The sequence below is a fragment of the Sphingomonas sp. Root710 genome, assembly GCF_001429065.1.
Taxonomy (GTDB): domain Bacteria; phylum Pseudomonadota; class Alphaproteobacteria; order Sphingomonadales; family Sphingomonadaceae; genus Rhizorhabdus.
This window is the reverse complement of sequence record NZ_LMIB01000001.1, coordinates 807,491-826,398: the sequence shown is the minus strand read 5'-3', so window position 1 is coordinate 826,398 and position 18,908 is coordinate 807,491. Positions and strand designations below refer to the sequence as shown.

The following is an 18,908-nucleotide window of genomic DNA, read 5'->3' as shown; positions in this document are numbered from 1 at the left end:
AATGACGCACAACATGCCGATGGCTTTCCATCTCCACACTTTTCCGCAGCCGCGCTGATGCTGGTCGTCCGTCCCGCCGGTCCCGCCGATCTCGATTCGCTGATGGAGCTCGCCGTGCTGTCGGGACGCGGCTTCACCAGCCTGCCCGAGGACGAAGCGACACTGCTCAACCGGCTGACCCTGTCCGAAGCCAGTTTCACCGGCGCGATCGCCCCGCGCGAGGCCTGGTACACGCTGATGCTGGAGGACGGCGAGACCGGCCGGATCGAGGGACTGTGCGGGGTCCGCGCGGCGGTGGGCGTCGCCAGGCCGCATTTCTCCTTCCGGGTGATGACCCTCGCCCAATTCTCCTCGGCGATCGGCACCCGCTTCGACCATCAGGCGCTGGTGCTGGTCAACGAATGCGCGGGGTGGACCGAGGTCGGATCGCTCTATCTGCGGCCCGAGCGCCGGTCGGGTGGCGCGGGCAGCCTGCTCGCCCGGTCGCGCTACATGCTGATCGGGGTCGAGCGGACACGCTTCTCCGAGACAGTGATGGCCGAACTGCGCGGCTATTTCGCCCCCGACGGCACCTGCCCCTTCTGGGAAGGCGTCGCGGTGAAGTTCTTCCAGCTACCCTTCGACGAGGCCGATCATATGGTGATGTCGACCGACGGTCAGTTCATCCTCGACCTCGCTCCGCGCCATCCGATTTATGTCGAGTTGATCCCCGAGGCCGCCCAGGAAGCGATCGGCCGGGTCCATGTCGAGGGTCGGGCCGCCCGGGCAATGCTCGAGCATGAAGGCTTCCGCAGTTCGGGGCTGATCGACATCTTCGATGGCGGGCCGACCTATTCGGCGCCCCGCGACACGATCACGACGATCCAGCGGACCATAGCGCTGCCGCTTGTGCAGGGCGATCCCGCCGACGCGCCCGAACTGCTGGTATCGACCGCTTCGGTCTCCGATTTCCGGGCGGTCCGCGCCCGGGTGCGGATCGAGGACGGCGCCGCGGTGCTCGACGCCGCCGCGATCGATGCGCTGCGGCTGAAACCGGGTGAGACAGTGAGGGTCAGGCAATGATGCAGTCGATCGATCCGGCCAGCGGTCAGGTCATCTGGGAGGGTGAGGAAACCGCGGTCGAGACGATCCCGGCGATGGTGGCGCGCGCCCGCGCCGCTCTCCCCGCCTGGGCCGCGCTGACGATCGACGAGCGCGTCGCCATCCTCAAGCGCTATGCCGATACGCTGAAGGAGCGCAGCGAGGACATCGCCCGCGACCTGGCGCGCGAGACCGGCAAGCCGCTGTGGGAGACGCGCACCGAACTCGCCTCGATGGTCGGCAAGGTCGGGGTCTCGATCAACGCCCAGGCCGAACGCGCCGGCAGCCGCACCGCCGAAATGGCGTTCGGCCGGGCGACGCTGCGCCACAAGCCGCACGGCGTCATGGCGGTGCTGGGCCCCTATAATTTTCCGGGCCACCTGCCCAACGGCCACATCGTCCCCGCGCTGCTCGCGGGCAATACGGTGCTGTTCAAGCCGTCGGAGGAAACCCCGCTCACCGGCCAGCACCTGACCCGCGCCCTCCACGACGCGGGCGTGCCCGAAAATGTCTTTCAGATCGTCCAGGGCGGGCGCGATCAGGGCGCGGCACTGATCGCCGCCGATATCGACGGGCTGCTGTTCACCGGCGCGGCCACCACCGGCGCGTATTTCCGCCGGGCGATGGTCGATCGGCCGCATGTCATCCTCGCGCTCGAACTGGGCGGCAACAATCCGCTGATCGCCTGGGGCGATGCCGACACATCGGCGGCGGCGATCGTCCAGTCGGCGTTCATCACCACCGGTCAGCGCTGTTCCTGCGCCCGGCGGCTGATCGTCCCCGAAGGGGTCGAGGGCAACGCGATCGTCGAGGCGGTCCATACCCTCGCCTCGCGACTGCGGATCGGGGCATGGGACGATGCCGACGAGCCTTATATGGGCCCGCTGATCTCCGCGCGGGCGGCGCAAAATGCGATCGATGCGGTGGCGGCGCTCAAGGCGCAGGGTGCGAAACCGCTGCTGCCCTTCGAGCGGCTCGAACGCAGCGACGCCTTCGTGACGCCCGCCATCTATGACGTGACCGGTATCGATGCGCCCGACGCGGAGATTTTCGCGCCGGTGCTGCAGGTGACGCGCGTTCCCGATTTCGACGCGGCGATCGCGGCGGCCAACGCTACCAGCTTCGGCCTGTCCGCGGGCCTGCTGAGCGACGATGCCGCGCTGTGGCAGCGTTTCCTGAATGAATCGCGCGCGGGCGTGGTCAACTGGAACCGCCCGACGACGGGCGCCGCCGCGAACATGCCGTTCGGCGGCCTAGGCCAGTCGGGCAATCACCGGCCCAGCGCTTATTATGCCGCCGATTATTGCGCCTATCCGGTCGCGAGCTTCGAGGCCGATGCGATAACGGATTTGAGCAGCGAACTGACGGGCCGTCTGCTGTGATCGAGCAGCACCGCGCCGCACTCGATGCCGCTGCTGCGGCGCCGATGCTGGCGCAGGTGCGGGCGTGGAGCACAGTCAACAGCGGCTCGCGCAACCTCAACGGACTCGGAACGATCGCCGGGTTGCTCGCCGATGCCTTCGCGGTCCTGCCGGGCGATATCGCGCTGCGCGATCCGGTGCCGGGCGAGGAAGTCGACCGGGCGGGCAAGACCAACGCCATCGCCTTCGGGCAAAATCTCCATGTCCGCGTTCGTCCGCAGGCGCCGGTGCAACTGCTGCTGACCGGGCATATGGATACCGTCTACGGGATCGATCACCCCTTCCAGGCGCTGACCGATCTCGATGGCGGCGCGGTGATCAACGGGCCCGGCGTCGCCGACATGAAGGGCGGAATCGCGCTGATGCTGGCCGCGCTGGCCGCGCTGGAGGCGTCGCCGCTGGCGGAGCGGATCGGCTATGAGGTAATCGTCAATTCGGACGAGGAGATCGGCTCACCCGGCTCCGCCGCGCTGATCGCATCCTGCGCGAAGGGGAAGCTTGCCGCGCTGACCTATGAGCCCTCCGCCCTGCCCGACGGCACGTTGGCGGGGGCGCGGCCGGGCAGCGGCAATTTCTCGATCATCATCACCGGCCGATCGGCGCATGCCGGGCGCAATCCGGAGGATGGCCGCAACGCCATAGTCGCGGCGGGCGATCTGGCGCTGCGCCTGTCGCGGGCACGCCGCGCCGGGTTGGCGATCAATCCCGCGCGGATCGACGGCGGCGGGCCGAATAATGTGGTGCCCGATCAGGCCGTACTGCGCGTCAACCTGCGCCCCGCCTTGCCCGCGGATCAGACCGCCGCCGAAACGCTGATCGCCGATCTCGCCCGCACGATCGCCGCCGAGCATGATGTCGCGATCCGTGTTCATGGCGGCTTCGGACGCCCGCCCAAACCGATCGACGGCAAGGCCGCGCGGCTGTTCGCGCTGGTCGAGGACAGCGCCGCGCTGCTGGGCCGCCCAATCACGCACAAGGCGAGCGGCGGCGTCTGCGACGGAAACAACATCGCCGCCTGCGGCGTGCCGGTGGTCGACACGATGGGCGCGCGCGGCGGCGCGATCCACTCGCCTGACGAATATGTGATCGTCGAGAGCCTGGCCGAACGGGCCAGGCTCTCGACGCTCGTCATGCTGCGCCTCGCGGAGCGCGGGACGCTCTGATCATTCGGGTAGTTTGAGCGCCTTCACGATGTCCGCCCAGGCGGCCAGCTTGAAGTTCTGCGCATGGGCGTCATTCTGCCCGTCCTGGGCGACGAAGATGCCGCCCGGATAATCCGGCCCGAAATCGCCCGCGATCAGTTCGATGCCGTCGGTCTCCTCGGCCGCGCCGACCTTGCCGGCGGCGATGCGGAAGCGTCCGACGAAGCTGTCATCGGCGATCCGGTAGACCGCATAAGCATTGTCGCCCTGGCTCGACAGCACGACATAGCCGTCCTTCTCGCCGATCGCGGCAATCGCCACGCCCTCGGCGTCGGCGACGATGTTCTTGCCGTCCGCGGCCGCAATCTTGGTCGCTGTGGTGGAGCCCGCCGCCTTGGCGTCGAACTTCCACAGCCCGACATCCTCTTCTGCGACATAAAGGACGCCGGTCCGGTCGTCGGCGGCGCAGCCTTCGGACTGGGTGCCCAGTTTCATCGTGCGGACGATCGATCCGCTGGGCTTCGCCCCGCCGACGTCGAGCGCGATCTGGTTGATCGTGCCGTCCTTCAACACGATGAAGGCATAGAGCCCGGCGGCATCGCGATACATGCACAGGCCATAGGCTTCGCCCGCACCCGCCGCGATGGTGCCCAGCGCGCTCAGCTTCGCGGTCGTCGTGTCGAGCCGGAACAGCGCGAGTTTGGCATTCGCCTTGTCGTTGCGGTCGCTGGCGACGACCAGCACGCCCTGCCCGTTTCCGATGGCCACGCCGTCCTTGAGGTCAACATTGTTGACCCGGCCGGCATCGATGAAGTGGCGGATCCTGCCGTCGAGGCCATAGACGTAAAGCCCGGCCTTCTTGTCGGTGCCGACGATCAGGCTGGCCGCAGGATCGGCAGGGTTGCGCCACACCGCCGGATCGTCGGCGGCATCGGCGTTGGTGGTGCCGACCGGTGCGGTTTCGCCGCGCGCGGCGATCAAGACCGTCGTGCTTGCGGCCGGAGAGGCGACCGGAGCTTCGGCGCCGCCGCAACCGGCCAGACCGGCGAGCGAGGCGATGAGGAGCGAGCGGCGCAGCATCAGAAGGCCGCCGTCACGCCGAACTTCGCGGTCCAGCTATATTCTTCATATTGCAGGAGGCGTCGGCCGTTGTTGAGGTTCTGATAAGCGAAATAGGGTTCGTCGGTCACATTCACCCATTCAGCGAAGATACGGATGCCGTCGGTGATCTTGTACTTCGCGCTCAGGTCGAGCTGGAAGTGCTTCGAAACATAACGATCCGACGAGGGATCGTCGCCGACTTCGTCGAGATATTTGTCGCGGAAGGTGCCCGCGGCGCGCAGGCTGAGCGGTCCCTTCTCATAGCCCAGCACCGCGTTGAAGGTGTGCTTGGACGATGCGGGCAGCCGGATGCGGCGCGGATCGGTGATGTCGCCATCGGTGAACACCGTGCCCTTGGCGTCGGTATAGGTGTAGTTGAGCTGGGTCAGCAGCCCGTCGAACGGCGCGGGCAGGAAATCGAACGCCTGGCTGTAGCTCAGTTCCAAGCCCTTCACCTTCGCCTTGGGGCCGTTGATCGAGGTCTTCGCCTCGTCGAGCAGTACGCCGTTATAGAGGACATCCTCGCTGACGACGTCGACGATATAATCCTTGATGTCCTTGTAGAAGAAGCCCGCCGAGATCGCGGCGTTGCGGCCGAGATAATATTCGACCGACAGGTCGATATTCCACGCCTTGTAGGGCTTGAGCGCGGGATTGCCGAACTCGCCCTCACCATCCTCGATCACGGCGCGCGGCGCGAGCTTGGACAGCTTCGGACGGACCAGGCTCTTATAGCCAGCGGCGCGCAGCACGAAGTTGCGGACCGGCTCGTAGCGGACTGTAAGGCTCGGAAGAATGTCGGTGTAGTTGCGCTTGAAGCTCTGCGCGGTGACGAAGACGCTGTCTTCATCGACTTCGACGCCCTGATATTCGTCGCCTTCCTCGACCAGGGTAAGCTGGTTGCCGGTGATCCTGTTACGGGTCCGCTCGATGCGGACGCCGCCGATCACACGGACCTTGTTGCTGTCCCAGCGGCCAAGCAGATAGCCCGACGTGATATCCTCATCGACGCGGAAGTCGGATTCGGCCGAGGCGGCGTCGGTGTCAAACTGGTCGAGTTCGAAATCGCTGAGGTTGGTGCGGAAGAAGGAACGGAACGAGGTCTTCGCCAGCACCGGATCGATCGACGCGAGCCCATAATCCTGCTTGCCGAGGAAGTCGGCCAGGGTCAGGTCGCCCGCGCCATAGCCTTTGTAGATGTCGAACGTGGCGTTGTAGGTCTTCTTGCGCCAGCGCTGCTTCGCGCCCGCCTGGACGGTGAAGGTACCGCCATCCACCGCGAAGGCGCGCGAGATATCCGCCTTGACCGCATATTCCTCGTCCTGCGCGTCGCTCAGCGTGGTGCGCTCGACCTTGTCGAACTCATATTCGCCGGGATCGAGGAACAGGTTGTTGCCTGCGGTCACCGCATAGCCGGTGAACTTCGGCTTGCTATAGTCGAAGGTGACGCCGAACTCGCCCGGGTCCTCGAACTTGCGCTCGAAATTGACCGGATCGATCGAGCCGTTCTCGCGCTCGCTCGACTTCGCCCAGCTGGCAGAATAGGTCGCCTTCCAGGGGCCGGTCTCGGTCTCGCCGCCGAGCACCAGCGAACGGATCTTCTGCGATTCGAAGCGGTCCTTGAGGTCGCGCTGGACACTGATCTCGCCATCATCGGACAGGAAACTCGCGGTGGTCGCGGTGCTGCTGCTCGGGCCCTCGTCCATTTCGAAGGTCAGGCGGCGGCGATATTCCTGATCGTCGAACTGGCTGTACAGGCCACGCGCATAAAGCGTCGTGCTGTCCCCGGCCTTGAAGTCGAATGACAGCGAGGCGCTGATCCGCTCGCGCTCTACGTCATAGTCGCGATATTCGACGGTGTCGGCATAGGCATTGCCCGCGCCGTCGACGTCCCAGCCATCCATTTCCATATTATCGGTGGCGAACTTGCGCTTGTAGTAGGACAGGCCGCCCGACACGCCGACGCCCTCACCGAGCCTGGTCGAGAAATCGATGCTGCCCTTCGGCGAAACCTTCTCGGTCAGGTCGTTATAGCTGCCCTCGGCGGAGATCTTGAGCAGGTCCTTCTTGCGGTCGAAGGCGCTGGTCGTCTTGATCTCGATCGAACCGCCGATCGTGTCTGCATCCATGTCCGGAGTGAGCGACTTCTTGACCTCGATCGATTCGATCAGGTCGCTCGAGATCACGTCGAGCGCGACCGAGCGGACATCGGATTCGGGCGCAGGCAGGCGCACGCCGTTGACCGACGAGGAGTTGAGTTCGGGATCGAGGCCGCGGATCGAGACGAAACGGCCCTCGCCCTGATCGTTGAGGATATTGATACCCGGCAGGCGGCGCAGCGATTCGGCGACATTCTGGTCGGGAAACTGGCCGATCGCGTCACGGGTCAGGACGCTTTCGACGCCGTCGGCGGCGCGCTGGCGCGACAGCGTGCTCGCCTGGTTGGCGAGCTGGCCGACGACGATGATCGAATTGCCGCTGGCCGCGCCCATCGCGATATCGGCGCGGGTATCATCGGTCGCGCCGACGGTGATGCTGGTGCGCACAGTGTCCGCGCCGACATAGCGCGCTTCGATCGTGTAGGTGCCGGCTGGAACGTCGGGGAAGCGAAAGCTGCCGTCACGCGCCGCCTCGGCCACGCGACCGAGTTCGACGATCCGAAGCTGGGCCCTTTGCAGCGCACGGGTGCCGCTGCCGTCCGACACCGTGCCGACCACCGTACCGGCCATCGCCATGCCCGAGGACATGAGAGCAAGCGTCGTGGCGGCTTGGCTAGCGCCGCGTAAAATCCGGTTCATTCTGGGTTCCCCTTGTGATGTGGGAAGCCCAGTGGCAGCGCTTTTTGACGCTTCGATTGCGGGTGAAAGTCAAAACGATGTCATGTAGCGCCCACGATACGGTAACAAATGGGCTACAGGAAAAGGCCGGTTTTCCGCGGTTCCCGCCAATCCCGGTTGACACTCGCCGCCCCGCCGCCTCTTCTGGCGCCCGTGGAGCGGGGTGATCGGCACAGCATGAACGAGGACAAGCTCGACGCAGCCTTTGCCGAGGCGTCGCGCCTCGTAACCGAGGATGCCGCGAAGGCCCTGGCCATCGCCGAAGGAATAGCGCGCCAGGCCCCGAAAAGCGCCGATGTTCAGCGTTTGCTGGGCCACATTCATCGCGCCCTCGGCCATGACAGCGCCGCCGAACATGCGGAACTCGGCGCGATCGTGCTGTCCGCCGAGCATCCCGAACTGCGCCGTGCCGCGCTGGCGCTCGTCGAAAACGAACTACATGTCGCCGAACCGCTGCTGCGCGCGCGGCTGAAGGCTTCGCCGTTCGACGTCGCCGCGATCCGGATGATGGCCGAACTCGCGGCGCGGATCGGCCGCTACCGCGACAGCGAAGCGCTGCTCCGCCGCGCGCTCGAACTCGCCCCGGCCTTCATCCCCGCCCGCGCCAATCTCGCCACGATCCTCCATCGCCAGAACCGCACCGCCGAGGCGCTTGCCGAACTCGATCGTCTCAATGCCGCGGATCCCGGCAATGCCGCGCATGACACGCTGCGCGCCGCTGTGCTGGGCCGGATCGGCGACTATGACGAGGCGATCACGCTCTATCGTGACATACTCGCGAAACGCCCGGACCAGCCCAAGCTGTGGATGAGCTATGGGCACGCGCTGAAAACGGTGGGACGGCAGGAAGATGCCATCGCCGTCTATCGCCGCGGCCTCGACGTCGATCCGGCGCTTGGCGAAATCTGGTGGAGCCTCGCCAACCTCAAGACGGTGCGGTTCGACAAAGCCGATGTCGCGCGAATGAAGCAGGCGCTACAAAGTCCCGGCCTGTCCGACGAAAACCGGCTCCACCTCGATTTCGCGCTCGGCAAGGCGTTGGACGATGCCGGAGACGCCGACGCCGCATTTGGCCATTATGCCGCCGGCAACGCGCTGCGGCGCGCGCAGATCGATTATGATCCGGACGACATCAGCCGCCAGGTCGACGAGATGATCGACCTGTTCCAGCCCGATTTCCTCGCGGCGCGTGCCGGCCAAGGCTGCACCGCGCCCGATCCGATCTTCATCCTCGGCATGCCGCGCGCCGGATCGACCCTGATCGAACAGATTCTCGCCTGTCACTCGATGGTCGAAGGCACGATGGAACTGCCCGACATCCCGCGCCTCGCCGCGAAGGTCGAGGGCCGCTATCCTGCCGATCTCGCAGTGCTGGATGCGGCAGAACTTGCCGCGCTGGGCCAGGACTATCTCGATGGAACGCGGATCCAGCGCCGCGAAGGCAAGCCGCATTTCATCGACAAGCTTCCCAACAACTGGCTGCACACGGGTTTCATCCACCTGATCCTGCCCCAGGCGAAGATCATCGACGCGCGGCGGCACCCGCTCGATTGCTGCTTCTCCAACTTCCGCCAGCATTTCGCGCGCGGCCAGGGCTTCAGCTACGGGCTCGACGATATCGGTCGCTATTATGCCGATTATGTGCGGCTGATGGCCCATGTCGACCGGGTGATGCCGGGGCGCGTCCACCGCGTAATCCACGAGCAGCTTCTCGACGATCCCGAAGCCGAGATCCGCGCGCTGCTCGCCGCGCTCGGACTGCCCTTCGAACAGGCGTGCCTGGACTTTCACAGCAGCGGGCGCGCGGTACGCACCGCGAGCAGCGAGCAGGTCCGCCGCCCGATCAACCGCGATGGCGTCGGCCAGTGGCGGCCTTACGCCGACAAGCTGGGTCCGCTGCGTGATGCGCTCGGCCCCATACTCGACCTCTACCCCGCCGCCCCGTAGCTGTGTTCATTACGCAACACAGTGGAAAATTAACAAGCTTGTAGATGAAGCCTTTCCATAGGGTCTTGCGCCGCAACAATTTTCATGGGGAATTGTCACCATGATAAAGGGGGACCCCGTGAAAACTGCACATCTCCGCCCCGTTCGCCGCATGATGGCGACCATCTTCCTCGCATCGACCTGCCTTGCCACCTCCAGCGCCGCGTTCGCCCAGACCGCCGCCGAAGGATCGAGTGACGGCGAGATCATCGTCACCGCGACGAAGCGCAACGAAAGCATCCAGAAGGTGCCGATCAGCCTGCAGGCGCTGGGCACCGAGACGCTGGCGCAGCATCAGGTCAGCAATCTCGACGATTATGTGAAGCTGCTGCCCAGCGTCAGCTTCCAGACCTATGGCCCCTCGCAGTCTGACATCTCGATCCGCGGCGTCTCGACCGGCGGCATCAACCTGCCCGGCGGATCGCTGCCGACGGTCGGCATCTATCTCGACGAAGTCCCGGTCTCGACGATCGGCGCGATGCTCGACGTCCACGCCTATGACCTGGCGCGCGTCGAAGCGCTGTCGGGTCCGCAGGGCACGCTCTACGGCGCGAGCTCGCTCGCCGGCACGATCCGGATGATCACCAACAAGCCGGCCATGGGCAAGTTCGAGGGCGGCTACGACGTCAACCTCAATAAGTTCGGCAAGGGCAACGTGGGCGGCAGCGCCGAAGCCTTCGTCAACATACCCGTCGGCGACGCGGCGGCGGTGCGCGCGGTCGGCTGGTATGTCCGCGACGGCGGCTATATCGACAACACGCTGGGCAGCCGGACCTACACCCTTTCGGACGCCGATCCGACCAACGACCTGACGGTCACCAACGCCGCCTATGTGAAGAAGGACTTCAACGAGGCTGACACCTATGGCGGCCGCCTGGCGCTGGGCATCGAGCTCGACGACAACTGGACGATCGAGCCCAAGATCCAGGGCCAGTATCAGAAGGCCAAGGGCGCTTTCAATTTCGACCCGGTCCGCGCCGGCGATCTCAAGGTACATGAGTTCGCGCCCGACCTGAATATCGACAAATGGTATCTCGCCAGCCTGACCATCCAGGGCAAGGTCGGCGATTTCGACCTGACCTATGCGGGCGGCTATCTGAAGCGCAAAATCAACAATGATCAGGATTACAGCTACTACACCGTCTATTATGACAACATCACGGGCTATACCAACTTCCCGGATGGCAATGGCGGCTTCCTCGATCCGACCCAGCGCTATCATAACGATCAGAGCCTGACCAAGCAGAGTCATGAGGTCCGGATCAGTTCGGACCGCGACAAGCGTTTCAGCTTCATCGCCGGTCTCTTCTATCAACGTCAGTCCAACAACAATTTCGCCGATTATTACGTGCCTGGTCTGGGCGCGACCGGCTATCCGGTGACGTTCGGCGACGATATCTTCACGACCGACACGCATATCGTCGCGCGCGATTATGCGGCCTTCGGCGAAGCTTATTTCAAGATCACCGACGATCTGACCCTCACCGGCGGCATTCGCGGCTTCAAGGCCCGCAACACCCTGGAGGGTTTTTCGGGATTTGCTTCGAACGCCACGGGCGCGGGTTGCCCCTTACCGATCACGCCAGGCGGCTGTCAGAACATCATTGCGGATGATGGCACGCCAGGTAAGACCTATAAGGAAAGCGGCGAGACCCACAAAGTCAGCCTCGCCTGGCAGATCGACACGGACAAGATGGTCTACGCGACCTACTCGACCGGCTTTCGCCCGGGCGGCAACAACCGGCGGCCGGGGATCAACCCCTACAAAGCCGATACGATCGACAATTTCGAACTCGGCTGGAAAACCAGCCTGCTCGACCGGAAACTCCGTTTCAACGGATCGGTCTATTATATGGAGTGGAACAAGCTCCAATATACGCTGGCGCCCATCGGCTCGGTCGGCGTGGTCAATATCTATAACTCGGGTGATGCGCGCATCTATGGCGCGGAGATCAGCGCGGCCTATAGCTATGGCGGCCTGACCCTGTCGGGTTCGGGAACGTTCACCGACGCCAAGCTGACCACCGACTTCTGCGCGATCAACGCCCAGGGTAATTCGGACTGCTCGCTGGGCGGCGCTCCCGCCGCTCCCAAGGGCACCCGCCTTACGGTCCAGCCCAAGTTCAAGGGCACCGCCACAGCGCGTTACGACTTCGAACTCGCGGGGAACGAGACGTTCGTGCAAGGGTCCGTGCTGCAACAGGGCGCGGCACGCCAGTTCCTCGCCACCGCAGACGATGCGGCGGTCGGCCGCACCAAGGCCTTCACCACCTTCGACTTCTCGGCGGGCATGTCCTTCGGCGAACTCAAGGTGGAAGCCTATATCCAGAACGCCTTCGACAAGCGCGGCATCGCCAGCAAGAACACCTTCTGCGCGCCGACCTATTGCGGGCAATATGCGCGGTCCTATCCGATCAAGCCGCAGCTGTTCGGCATGAAGGTCTCGCAGCGTTTCTGATGGTGGCCTGAGTATGGCGGGCGGTGGCAAGGCTGCCGCCCGTCCGCTCGGGCTGGTCATGGCGACGGCGCTGGTCGTCGGCAACATGATCGGCTCGGGGGTCTACATGCTGCCTGCCAGCCTTGCCCCCTATGGCTGGAACGTCATCCCCGCCTGGGGAATCACCATCGCCGGTAGCCTGTGCATCGCCGCGGTGTTCGCGGGGCTATGCCGGTCGCGGCCACAGGCGGGCGGACCCTATGTCTATGTCCACGCCGCCTTCGGCAACGACGTCGCCTTCTTCATCGCCTGGGCCTATTGGATCTCGCTGTTCGTCGGCAACGGCGCGATCGCGGTCGCGGCGGTCAGCTATCTGTCGGCCTTCATCCCGGCGCTGGCAACCAACGCCTTGTGGTCGACCGGCGTCACCATCGCCCTCGTCTGGACGCTGACCGCAGTTAATATCAGCGGCACGCGCAACATGGGCTGGGTGCAGATCGTCACCACCGCCCTGAAGGTGATGCCGCTTATCGCGGTGGTGATCATCGCCGCGATGGCGGCGCCGGCGGGCGACCTCACCCTGCCCGATCCCAACAAGCCCGAAATCGGCCTCGCCGCGATCACCACCGCGGGCACCCTCACCCTCTGGGCTTTTCTCGGCCTGGAATCGGCGACGGTCCCGGCAGGCAAGGTCACCGATCCCGAACGCACCATCCCGCGCGCCACGCTGGGCGGCACCGCGCTGACCGGGCTCATCTACCTCTTCGCCTGCATGGCGGTGATCCTGCTGCTCGCACCCGATGTCGCCGCGCATTCGGCGGCGCCCTTCGCCGAAGTGATGGGCCGCTATTGGGGCAGCGGCGCGGCGCATGTCGTCGCCGCCTTCGCGATGATCAGCGCGCTCGGCGCGCTCAACGGCTGGATATTGCTCCAGGGCGAGATGCCTGCGGCGATGGCGGCCGGCGGCGTCTTTCCCCGCGCGCTCGGTAAGGTCGCCGCCAATGGCGTGCCGGTCCGCGCGCATCTCCTGTCGAGCGGGCTCGTCACCATCGTCCTCGCGCTCAACGCCAGCAAGACGACGGTCAACCTGTTCACCTTCATCGCGCTGCTCGCGACGACCGCCGCGCTGGTCATGTATCTCTTCGTCGCGGCGGCGGCGCTGAAGCTCGGTGGCGTCAAGCGTTGGGTAGCGATCGCGGGCGCGGTCTATTCGGTCTGGGCGCTCTACGGCGCGGGGCTAGAGGCGAATATGTGGGGGGCCGTGCTGATCCTCGCCGGGGTGCCGGTCTGGTGGATCATGCGGGGCCGCAAGGCAGCCGCTTCGATCTAGTGCGGCGGTACTTCATATTGTCACCCCGGGCTTGACCCGGGGTCCCGCTTCTTTCCAACGTGGAGGTAGAAAAGCGGGATCCCGGGTCAAGCCCGGGATGACGAAGTGAGAGTGATGAAACTCGGATTTGCGTGACTAGCCGAACAGCCGCCCCAATCCCCGGTCCGCCAATATCGCCTGTGCCGCATTATGCCCCGGCGCGCCGGTCACGCCGCCGCCTGGATGGGTGCCCGCGCCGCACATGTAGAGCCCTTTGATCGGCCCGCGATAATCGCCGTGGCCCAGGATCGGCCGGGCGCCCCACAGCTGGTCGAGCGCCATATGGCCGTGCATGATGTCGCCGCCGACCAGACCGAAGGTGCGCTCCAGATCGAGCGGCGACAATATCTGCCGCCCGACCACCGATTTGGCGAAGCCGGGCGCATGCGCCTCCACCGTGGAGATGATATGATCCGCCGCCGCCTCGCGCTCATCGTCCCAGTTGCGGCCATCGGGCAGCACGGGCGCGAATTGCTGGCAGAACAGGCTGGCGACATGGCCGCCCCTGGGGGCGAGGCTGTCGTCGACGGTCGACGGGATCAGCATCTCGACAATCGGCTGCTTCGACCACCCAAAGGCGCGTGCATCGGTGAAGGCGCGGTCCATATAATCGAGCGTCGGCGCTATGATGATGCCGCTGCGATGATGCTCGCCCTCGCCCGGCAAGGCGGTGAAGTTCGGCAGCTCGGACAGTGCGACGTTCATCCGGAAGGTCCCCGACCCGGCACGGAAGCCCTTCATCCGATGCTTGAAGTCGGCGTCGAGATCGCCCTGGTCGATCAGCTTGCGATAGAGCAGGCCCGGCCCGACATTGGACGCGACGACCGGGGCCATATGCGCCGCGCCGCTGGCGGTGCGGACGCCGACCGCCCTGCCGCCATCGACCAGCACCTGTTCGACCGCGCTGTCTGTGTCGATGATGACGCCATATTCCTCGCACGCCGCGCGCATCGCCTGGGTGATCGCGCCCATGCCGCCGATCGCATGGCCCCAGGCGCCCTTCTTGCCGTTCACCTCGCCGAAGACATGGTGGAGCAGGACATAGGCCGATCCGGGCGTGTCGGGGCTGGCATAGTTGCCGACCACCGCATCGAAGCCGAAGGCGGCCTTGACCGCGTCGCTCTCGAACCAGCCATCGAGGAAGGTGCGCGCGCTCTTGACGAACAGGTCGAGCATGTCGCGCTGGGCCGACAGCCCCGCCATCGCGATCTTGCGCCCCTGCGACGCCGCCTTGAACAGCTCGAGCAGCCCGCCACCCGCATTGGGCGGAATCTTGAGCGCAAGGTCGCGCAGCACGTCGGCCACGCCTTCGAGCGCGTCATAATAGGCGGGCAGCGCCTCGGCATCGGCGGTGGAGAAGCGCCGGAACTCGGCCTGGGTCCGCTCCAGCCCGCCGCCGAGCTTCAGATAGCCGCCATCCTCCAGCGGCAGGAAATTGGAGATCGGCCGCTCGACGACGCGCAGGCCACGTTCGTGCAGCCGCATGTCGCGGATGACGCGGGGTTGGAGCAGGCTGACGGTATAGCTCGCCACCGAATTGCGGAAGCCGGGGTGGAATTCCTCGGTCACCGCCGCACCGCCGACGACGCCCCGCCGTTCGACGATGCGGACCTTGAGGCCCTTCACCGCGAGATAGAAGGCGCAGACGAGCCCGTTATGCCCGCCGCCGATGATGACGACATCCTGTTTGGTGGTCACGAAATATGCCCTTCGACGCTGTTGGCGCTCCAGCCCATCGGCGGTCGCTTTGGCTGGCGCGCCTCGGGAATGAGCGTGCGAAACTTCTTCGCAAAGCTCTTGAGGCAGACCTCGCTATTACCCAGCGGCCCCTGCGTATAGCTCTCGCTCGCCATCCCGTCCTGCACGCGGGCGACCAGCGTCGTGTCCTCGGCATTCACGAGCCGGTTGATCCGCCAGTTGAGATAGCGCGCCGCCTTCATCTCGCGCCGCTCGTCGGGCAGCACATAGGCGATCTCGCGGATCATCGTTTCGGTCGGGGAGATAGGAATGAACTGCATGAAGTCGATCTGGTCCGGGTAGATGTCGAACGCGGTGTTCGGCCACAGCTTGAAGTAGATCCACAGCCGCTGCCGCTCGGGCGGCAGATGATCGACCATAGGGAGATATTTGCGGTAGAGCGCTTCCGAGGAACTGCCCGGCACGCCGTCGAGCAGCGGGCCATACATCTTGTCGACCCACTCGCTCGCCTCGATCCCATAGCCGGGGCCGAACAGCCGCTTGAGCCCCGGATGCGCGACCGGGATGTGGAGCCCGTCCGAATAATTGTCGGCGATATTCTTCCAGTTCACCGTGCGCGGCCGCATCACCACCCGGCCAAGCGCGCGCATGTCCTCGAAGCGGTAGGGCGCGACCTCTTCCTCATAGGGCGCCATCATCTCGGCGACCGATGGCCCGTCGCCCTCGATCCGCACGAAGATGAAGCCGCGCCAGACTTCGGTGGCGAAGCGGTGAAGCCCGTAATCGGCCATGTCGAAGGCCGGATAGTCACGCTTGCCCGGTACGCCGCTCAGCCGCCCGTCGAGTTCATAGGTCCAGGCGTGATAAGGACAGATCAGCTTCCTGGCGCAGCCCTGATCGCCATCGACCAGACGCGCCGCACGGTGGCGGCAAACGTTCGACAGCGCGCGGACGCCGCCATCCTCGCCACGGACGACGATGATCGATTCATGTCCGATCGCCAGTGACTGCCAATCGCCCGCCTTGGGGATGTCGCTCAGATGACAGACGAGCTGCCAGCTGCGGCGGAAGATCCGCGCCTGTTCGAGCGCGAACACCTCCGGGTCATGATAGAGCCAGCCCGGCAGGCCCATATTCGCATCGGGATCGATCGCCGACCCCACATCGTTCACGGCGCGCAAAGTCATAGTTTTCACCTTTGTCAGCAGATTGCCAATCTGCGTCTCAAAGGGCAATCAAATCTGATTTGCCGCACTGCAACATCGTTGTTGCGCACCGCACATGTTGGACTACACTCGCCCGCATTGGATCGCCACCCGGGGAGTCGCAGCCATGAAAACGAGCCAAACCGCCACGCTGCCCAAACCTGCGCCGCGCAGTTCCGATCCGGCGACGCTGGCCGGGGAAATCATCGAGCGGCTCACCTATCGCATTGGCAAGAACGCGGTGGCGGCCAAGAGCCATGACTGGCTCGCCGCGACGATCCTGGTGATCCGCGACCGGGTGATCGACAGCTGGATCGAGAGCACCGAGGAAACCTACAAGGCGGGGGCCAAGCGGGTCTATTATCTCAGTCTCGAATTCCTGATCGGCCGGCTGATGCGCGATGCGGTGTCGAACCTCGGCCTGATGGACGAGATGCGCGCCGCTCTCGCCTCGCTGGGCGTCGATATCGACATCATCCGCGAGCTGGAGCCCGACGCGGCGCTCGGCAATGGCGGCCTCGGCCGCCTCGCCGCCTGTTTCATGGAGTCGATGGCCTCGGTCGATATCCCCGCCTACGGCTATGGCATTCGCTATGTGAACGGCATGTTCCGCCAGGAAATCTCGGACGGTTGGCAGGTCGAGCTGCCCGAAACCTGGCTGGCGCATGGCAATAACTGGGAGTTCGAGCGGCGCGAGGCGAGCTATGAGATCGGCTTCGGCGGGGTCGTCGACCTGGCCGCGGCCGACGGCAGCGGCGATCATGCACGGCTATGGAAGCCGCACGACCGCATCATCGCCACCGCCTATGACACCCCGGTGGTCGGCTGGCGCGGCGAGCGGGTCAACACGCTACGGCTGTGGACCGCGCAGCCGATCGATCCGATCCTGCTCGACGCCTTCAACGCGGGCGATCACATCGGCGCGCTGATGGAGAGCAACAAGGCGGAATCGCTGACGCGCGTCCTGTACCCCGCCGATTCCCACAAGGCGGGCCAGGAATTGCGCCTGCGCCAGGAATATTTCTTCTCCTCGGCCTCGCTGCAGGACATCGTCCGCCGCCACGTCCAATATTTCGGCGACATCCGCACCCTGCCCGACAAGGCGGCGATCCAGCTCAACGACACCCATCCGGCGGTCTCGGTCGCCGAACTGATGCGGATCCTGATCGATCTCCATAATATCGACTTTGACGAGGCGTGGGACATCACCCGTGCCACCTTCGGCTACACCAACCACACACTGCTGCCCGAAGCGCTCGAAAGCTGGCCGGTGCCGTTGTTCGAACAGCTGCTGCCGCGCCATATGCAGTTGGTCTATGCTATCAACGCCAAGCTGCTGATCGAGGCGCGCAAGCAGCACGGCTTCGACGATGCCGGGATCAGCGCGATCTCGCTGATCGACGAGGGCGGCGACCGCCGGGTGCGCATGGGCAACCTCGCCTTCGCGGGCTCGCACAGCGTCAACGGCGTGTCGGCGCTGCACACCGAACTGATGAAGGAGACGGTGTTCGCCGATTTCCACCGGCTCTACCCCGACCGGATCAACAACAAGACCAACGGCATCACCCCGCGCCGCTGGCTGATGCAGTGCAATCCCGAACTGACCGGCCTGATCCGCGAGGCGATCGGCGATGCCTTCCTCGACGATAGCGAGGCGCTGTCGGCGCTCGGGAAATTCGCCGACGACAGCGCCTTCCAGGAGAAATTCGCGGCGGTGAAGCTGAGCAAGAAGGCGGTGCTGTCGAACCTGCTGCGCGAGCGAATGGGCCTGAAGATCGATCCGGCGGCGCTGTTCGACACCCAGATCAAGCGCATCCACGAATATAAGCGCCAGCTGCTCAACATTATCGAGGCGGTGGCGCTTTACGACCAGATACGCTCGCACCCCGAACGCGACTGGGTGCCGCGGGTGAAGCTGTTCGGCGGCAAAGCCGCGCCGAGCTATCACAATGCCAAGCTGATCATAAAGCTGGCCAACGACGTCGCGCGGGTGATCAACCATGATCCGGCGGTGCAGGGCCTCCTCAAGGTCGCCTTCGTGCCCAATTACAACGTCTCGCTCGCCGAGATCATGATGCCCGCCGCCGACCTGTCCGAGCAGATCTCGACTGCGGGCATGGAGGCGTCGGGCACCGGCAACATGAAGTTCGGGCTCAACGGCGCGCTGACGATCGGCACGCTCGACGGCGCCAATGTCGAGATGCGCGACCATGTCGGCGCGGACAACATCATCATCTTCGGCCTGACCGCCGCCGAAGTGGGCAAGGCGCGCGCCGAGGGGCATGACCCCCGTCAGATCATCGAAAGCTCGCGCGAGCTGAGCCAGGCACTACAGGCGATTTCCGGAGGCGTCTTCTCGCCCGACGATCGCGACCGCTACAAGGCGCTGATCGCGGGCCTCTATGATCATGACTGGTTCATGGTCGCCGCCGATTTCGACAGCTATGCCGCTGCCCAGCGCGACGTCGACGCGCTCTGGGGCCGCAAGACGGAATGGAATGCCAAGGCGATCCGCAATGTGGCGGGGATGGGCTGGTTCTCATCCGATCGTACCATCCGGCAATATGCCTCTGAAATATGGGGTGTTCTCTGACTTTATCCACCCCTTATCCCCTGACTTGTGCCCGGCTGA

Annotated in this window: 11 protein-coding genes; 7 read left to right on the top strand and 4 right to left on the bottom strand. The window is 65.0% G+C overall.

Going from position 1 to position 18,908, the window contains the following annotated elements; genetic code table 11:
* Positions 1 to 57: 57 nt before the first annotated feature.
* The 3 genes from ASE00_RS03825 to ASE00_RS03815 are packed head-to-tail and all read left to right on the top strand — an operon-like array spanning position 58 to position 3,664.
* Complete coding sequence (locus ASE00_RS03825) at positions 58 to 1,062, top strand: arginine N-succinyltransferase (protein ID WP_056377846.1); 1,005 nt, start codon at positions 58 to 60, stop codon at positions 1,060 to 1,062.
* The gene (astD, locus tag ASE00_RS03820; RefSeq protein ID WP_056377845.1) at positions 1,059 to 2,462 is read left to right on the top strand and encodes a succinylglutamate-semialdehyde dehydrogenase; all 1,404 of its coding nucleotides are present in this window, start codon (positions 1,059 to 1,061) and stop codon (positions 2,460 to 2,462) included. Before ASE00_RS03825 ends, astD begins: the two co-directional genes overlap by 4 nt.
* On the top strand, positions 2,459 to 3,664 hold the full coding sequence (locus ASE00_RS03815) for a hydrolase (RefSeq protein WP_056377844.1): 1,206 nt from the start codon (positions 2,459 to 2,461) through the stop codon (positions 3,662 to 3,664). Before astD ends, ASE00_RS03815 begins: the two co-directional genes overlap by 4 nt.
* Here ASE00_RS03815 and ASE00_RS03810 read toward each other — a convergent pair whose 3' ends face one another.
* Both ASE00_RS03810 and ASE00_RS03805 read right to left on the bottom strand, forming a co-directional pair.
* A complete protein-coding gene (locus ASE00_RS03810) occupies positions 3,665 to 4,723 on the bottom strand; it encodes a phytase (protein ID WP_056377843.1) in 1,059 nt (352 codons plus the stop codon).
* A complete protein-coding gene (locus ASE00_RS03805) occupies positions 4,723 to 7,542 on the bottom strand; it encodes a TonB-dependent receptor (RefSeq protein WP_056377842.1) in 2,820 nt (939 codons plus the stop codon). Before ASE00_RS03805 ends, ASE00_RS03810 begins: the two co-directional genes overlap by 1 nt.
* A 216-nt stretch (positions 7,543 to 7,758) precedes the next feature.
* Here ASE00_RS03805 and ASE00_RS03800 point away from each other — a divergent pair, with 216 nt between their 5' ends.
* From ASE00_RS03800 to ASE00_RS03790, 3 genes are all read left to right on the top strand, one after another.
* Positions 7,759 to 9,528 carry a tetratricopeptide repeat-containing sulfotransferase family protein gene (locus tag ASE00_RS03800; RefSeq protein ID WP_056377841.1) on the top strand — a complete coding sequence of 590 codons (1,770 nt, stop codon included), beginning with the start codon at positions 7,759 to 7,761 and terminating at the stop codon, positions 9,526 to 9,528.
* Between the two features lie 118 nt (positions 9,529 to 9,646).
* On the top strand, positions 9,647 to 12,025 hold the full coding sequence (locus ASE00_RS03795; protein ID WP_235538531.1) for a TonB-dependent receptor: 2,379 nt from the start codon (positions 9,647 to 9,649) through the stop codon (positions 12,023 to 12,025).
* 13 nt (positions 12,026 to 12,038) lie between these two features.
* A complete protein-coding gene (locus ASE00_RS03790) occupies positions 12,039 to 13,334 on the top strand; it encodes an amino acid permease (protein ID WP_056377839.1) in 1,296 nt (431 codons plus the stop codon).
* Positions 13,335 to 13,469: 135 nt separating this feature from the next.
* On the opposite strand, the gene ASE00_RS03785 is transcribed toward ASE00_RS03790, so the two are convergent.
* Complete coding sequence (locus tag ASE00_RS03785; protein WP_056377838.1) at positions 13,470 to 15,071, bottom strand: phytoene desaturase family protein; 1,602 nt, start codon at positions 15,069 to 15,071, stop codon at positions 13,470 to 13,472.
* The gene (locus tag ASE00_RS03780; protein ID WP_056379284.1) at positions 15,068 to 16,258 is read right to left on the bottom strand and encodes an aromatic ring-hydroxylating oxygenase subunit alpha; all 1,191 of its coding nucleotides are present in this window, start codon (positions 16,256 to 16,258) and stop codon (positions 15,068 to 15,070) included. The genes ASE00_RS03785 and ASE00_RS03780 overlap by 4 nt, the downstream gene beginning before the upstream one ends.
* Positions 16,259 to 16,403: 145 nt before the next feature.
* Here ASE00_RS03780 and ASE00_RS03775 point away from each other — a divergent pair, with 145 nt between their 5' ends.
* On the top strand, positions 16,404 to 18,869 hold the full coding sequence (locus ASE00_RS03775) for a glycogen/starch/alpha-glucan phosphorylase (RefSeq protein ID WP_056377837.1): 2,466 nt from the start codon (positions 16,404 to 16,406) through the stop codon (positions 18,867 to 18,869).
* Positions 18,870 to 18,908 lie beyond the last annotated feature (39 nt).

Bases quoted from the DNA above. Each gene is read 5' to 3' on its own strand.
- ASE00_RS03775 (WP_056377837.1), top strand. From the start codon at position 16,404: ATGAAAACGAGCCAAACCGCCACGCTGCCCAAACCTGCGCCGCGCAGT.
- astD (WP_056377845.1), top strand. From the start codon at position 1,059: ATGATGCAGTCGATCGATCCGGCCAGCGGTCAGGTCATCTGGGAGGGT.
- ASE00_RS03800 (WP_056377841.1), top strand. From the start codon at position 7,759: ATGAACGAGGACAAGCTCGACGCAGCCTTTGCCGAGGCGTCGCGCCTC.
- ASE00_RS03805 (WP_056377842.1), bottom strand. From the start codon at position 7,542: ATGAACCGGATTTTACGCGGCGCTAGCCAAGCCGCCACGACGCTTGCT.
- ASE00_RS03825 (WP_056377846.1), top strand. From the start codon at position 58: ATGCTGGTCGTCCGTCCCGCCGGTCCCGCCGATCTCGATTCGCTGATG.
- ASE00_RS03780 (WP_056379284.1), bottom strand. From the start codon at position 16,258: ATGACTTTGCGCGCCGTGAACGATGTGGGGTCGGCGATCGATCCCGAT.
- ASE00_RS03810 (WP_056377843.1), bottom strand. From the start codon at position 4,723: ATGCTGCGCCGCTCGCTCCTCATCGCCTCGCTCGCCGGTCTGGCCGGT.
- ASE00_RS03790 (WP_056377839.1), top strand. From the start codon at position 12,039: ATGGCGGGCGGTGGCAAGGCTGCCGCCCGTCCGCTCGGGCTGGTCATG.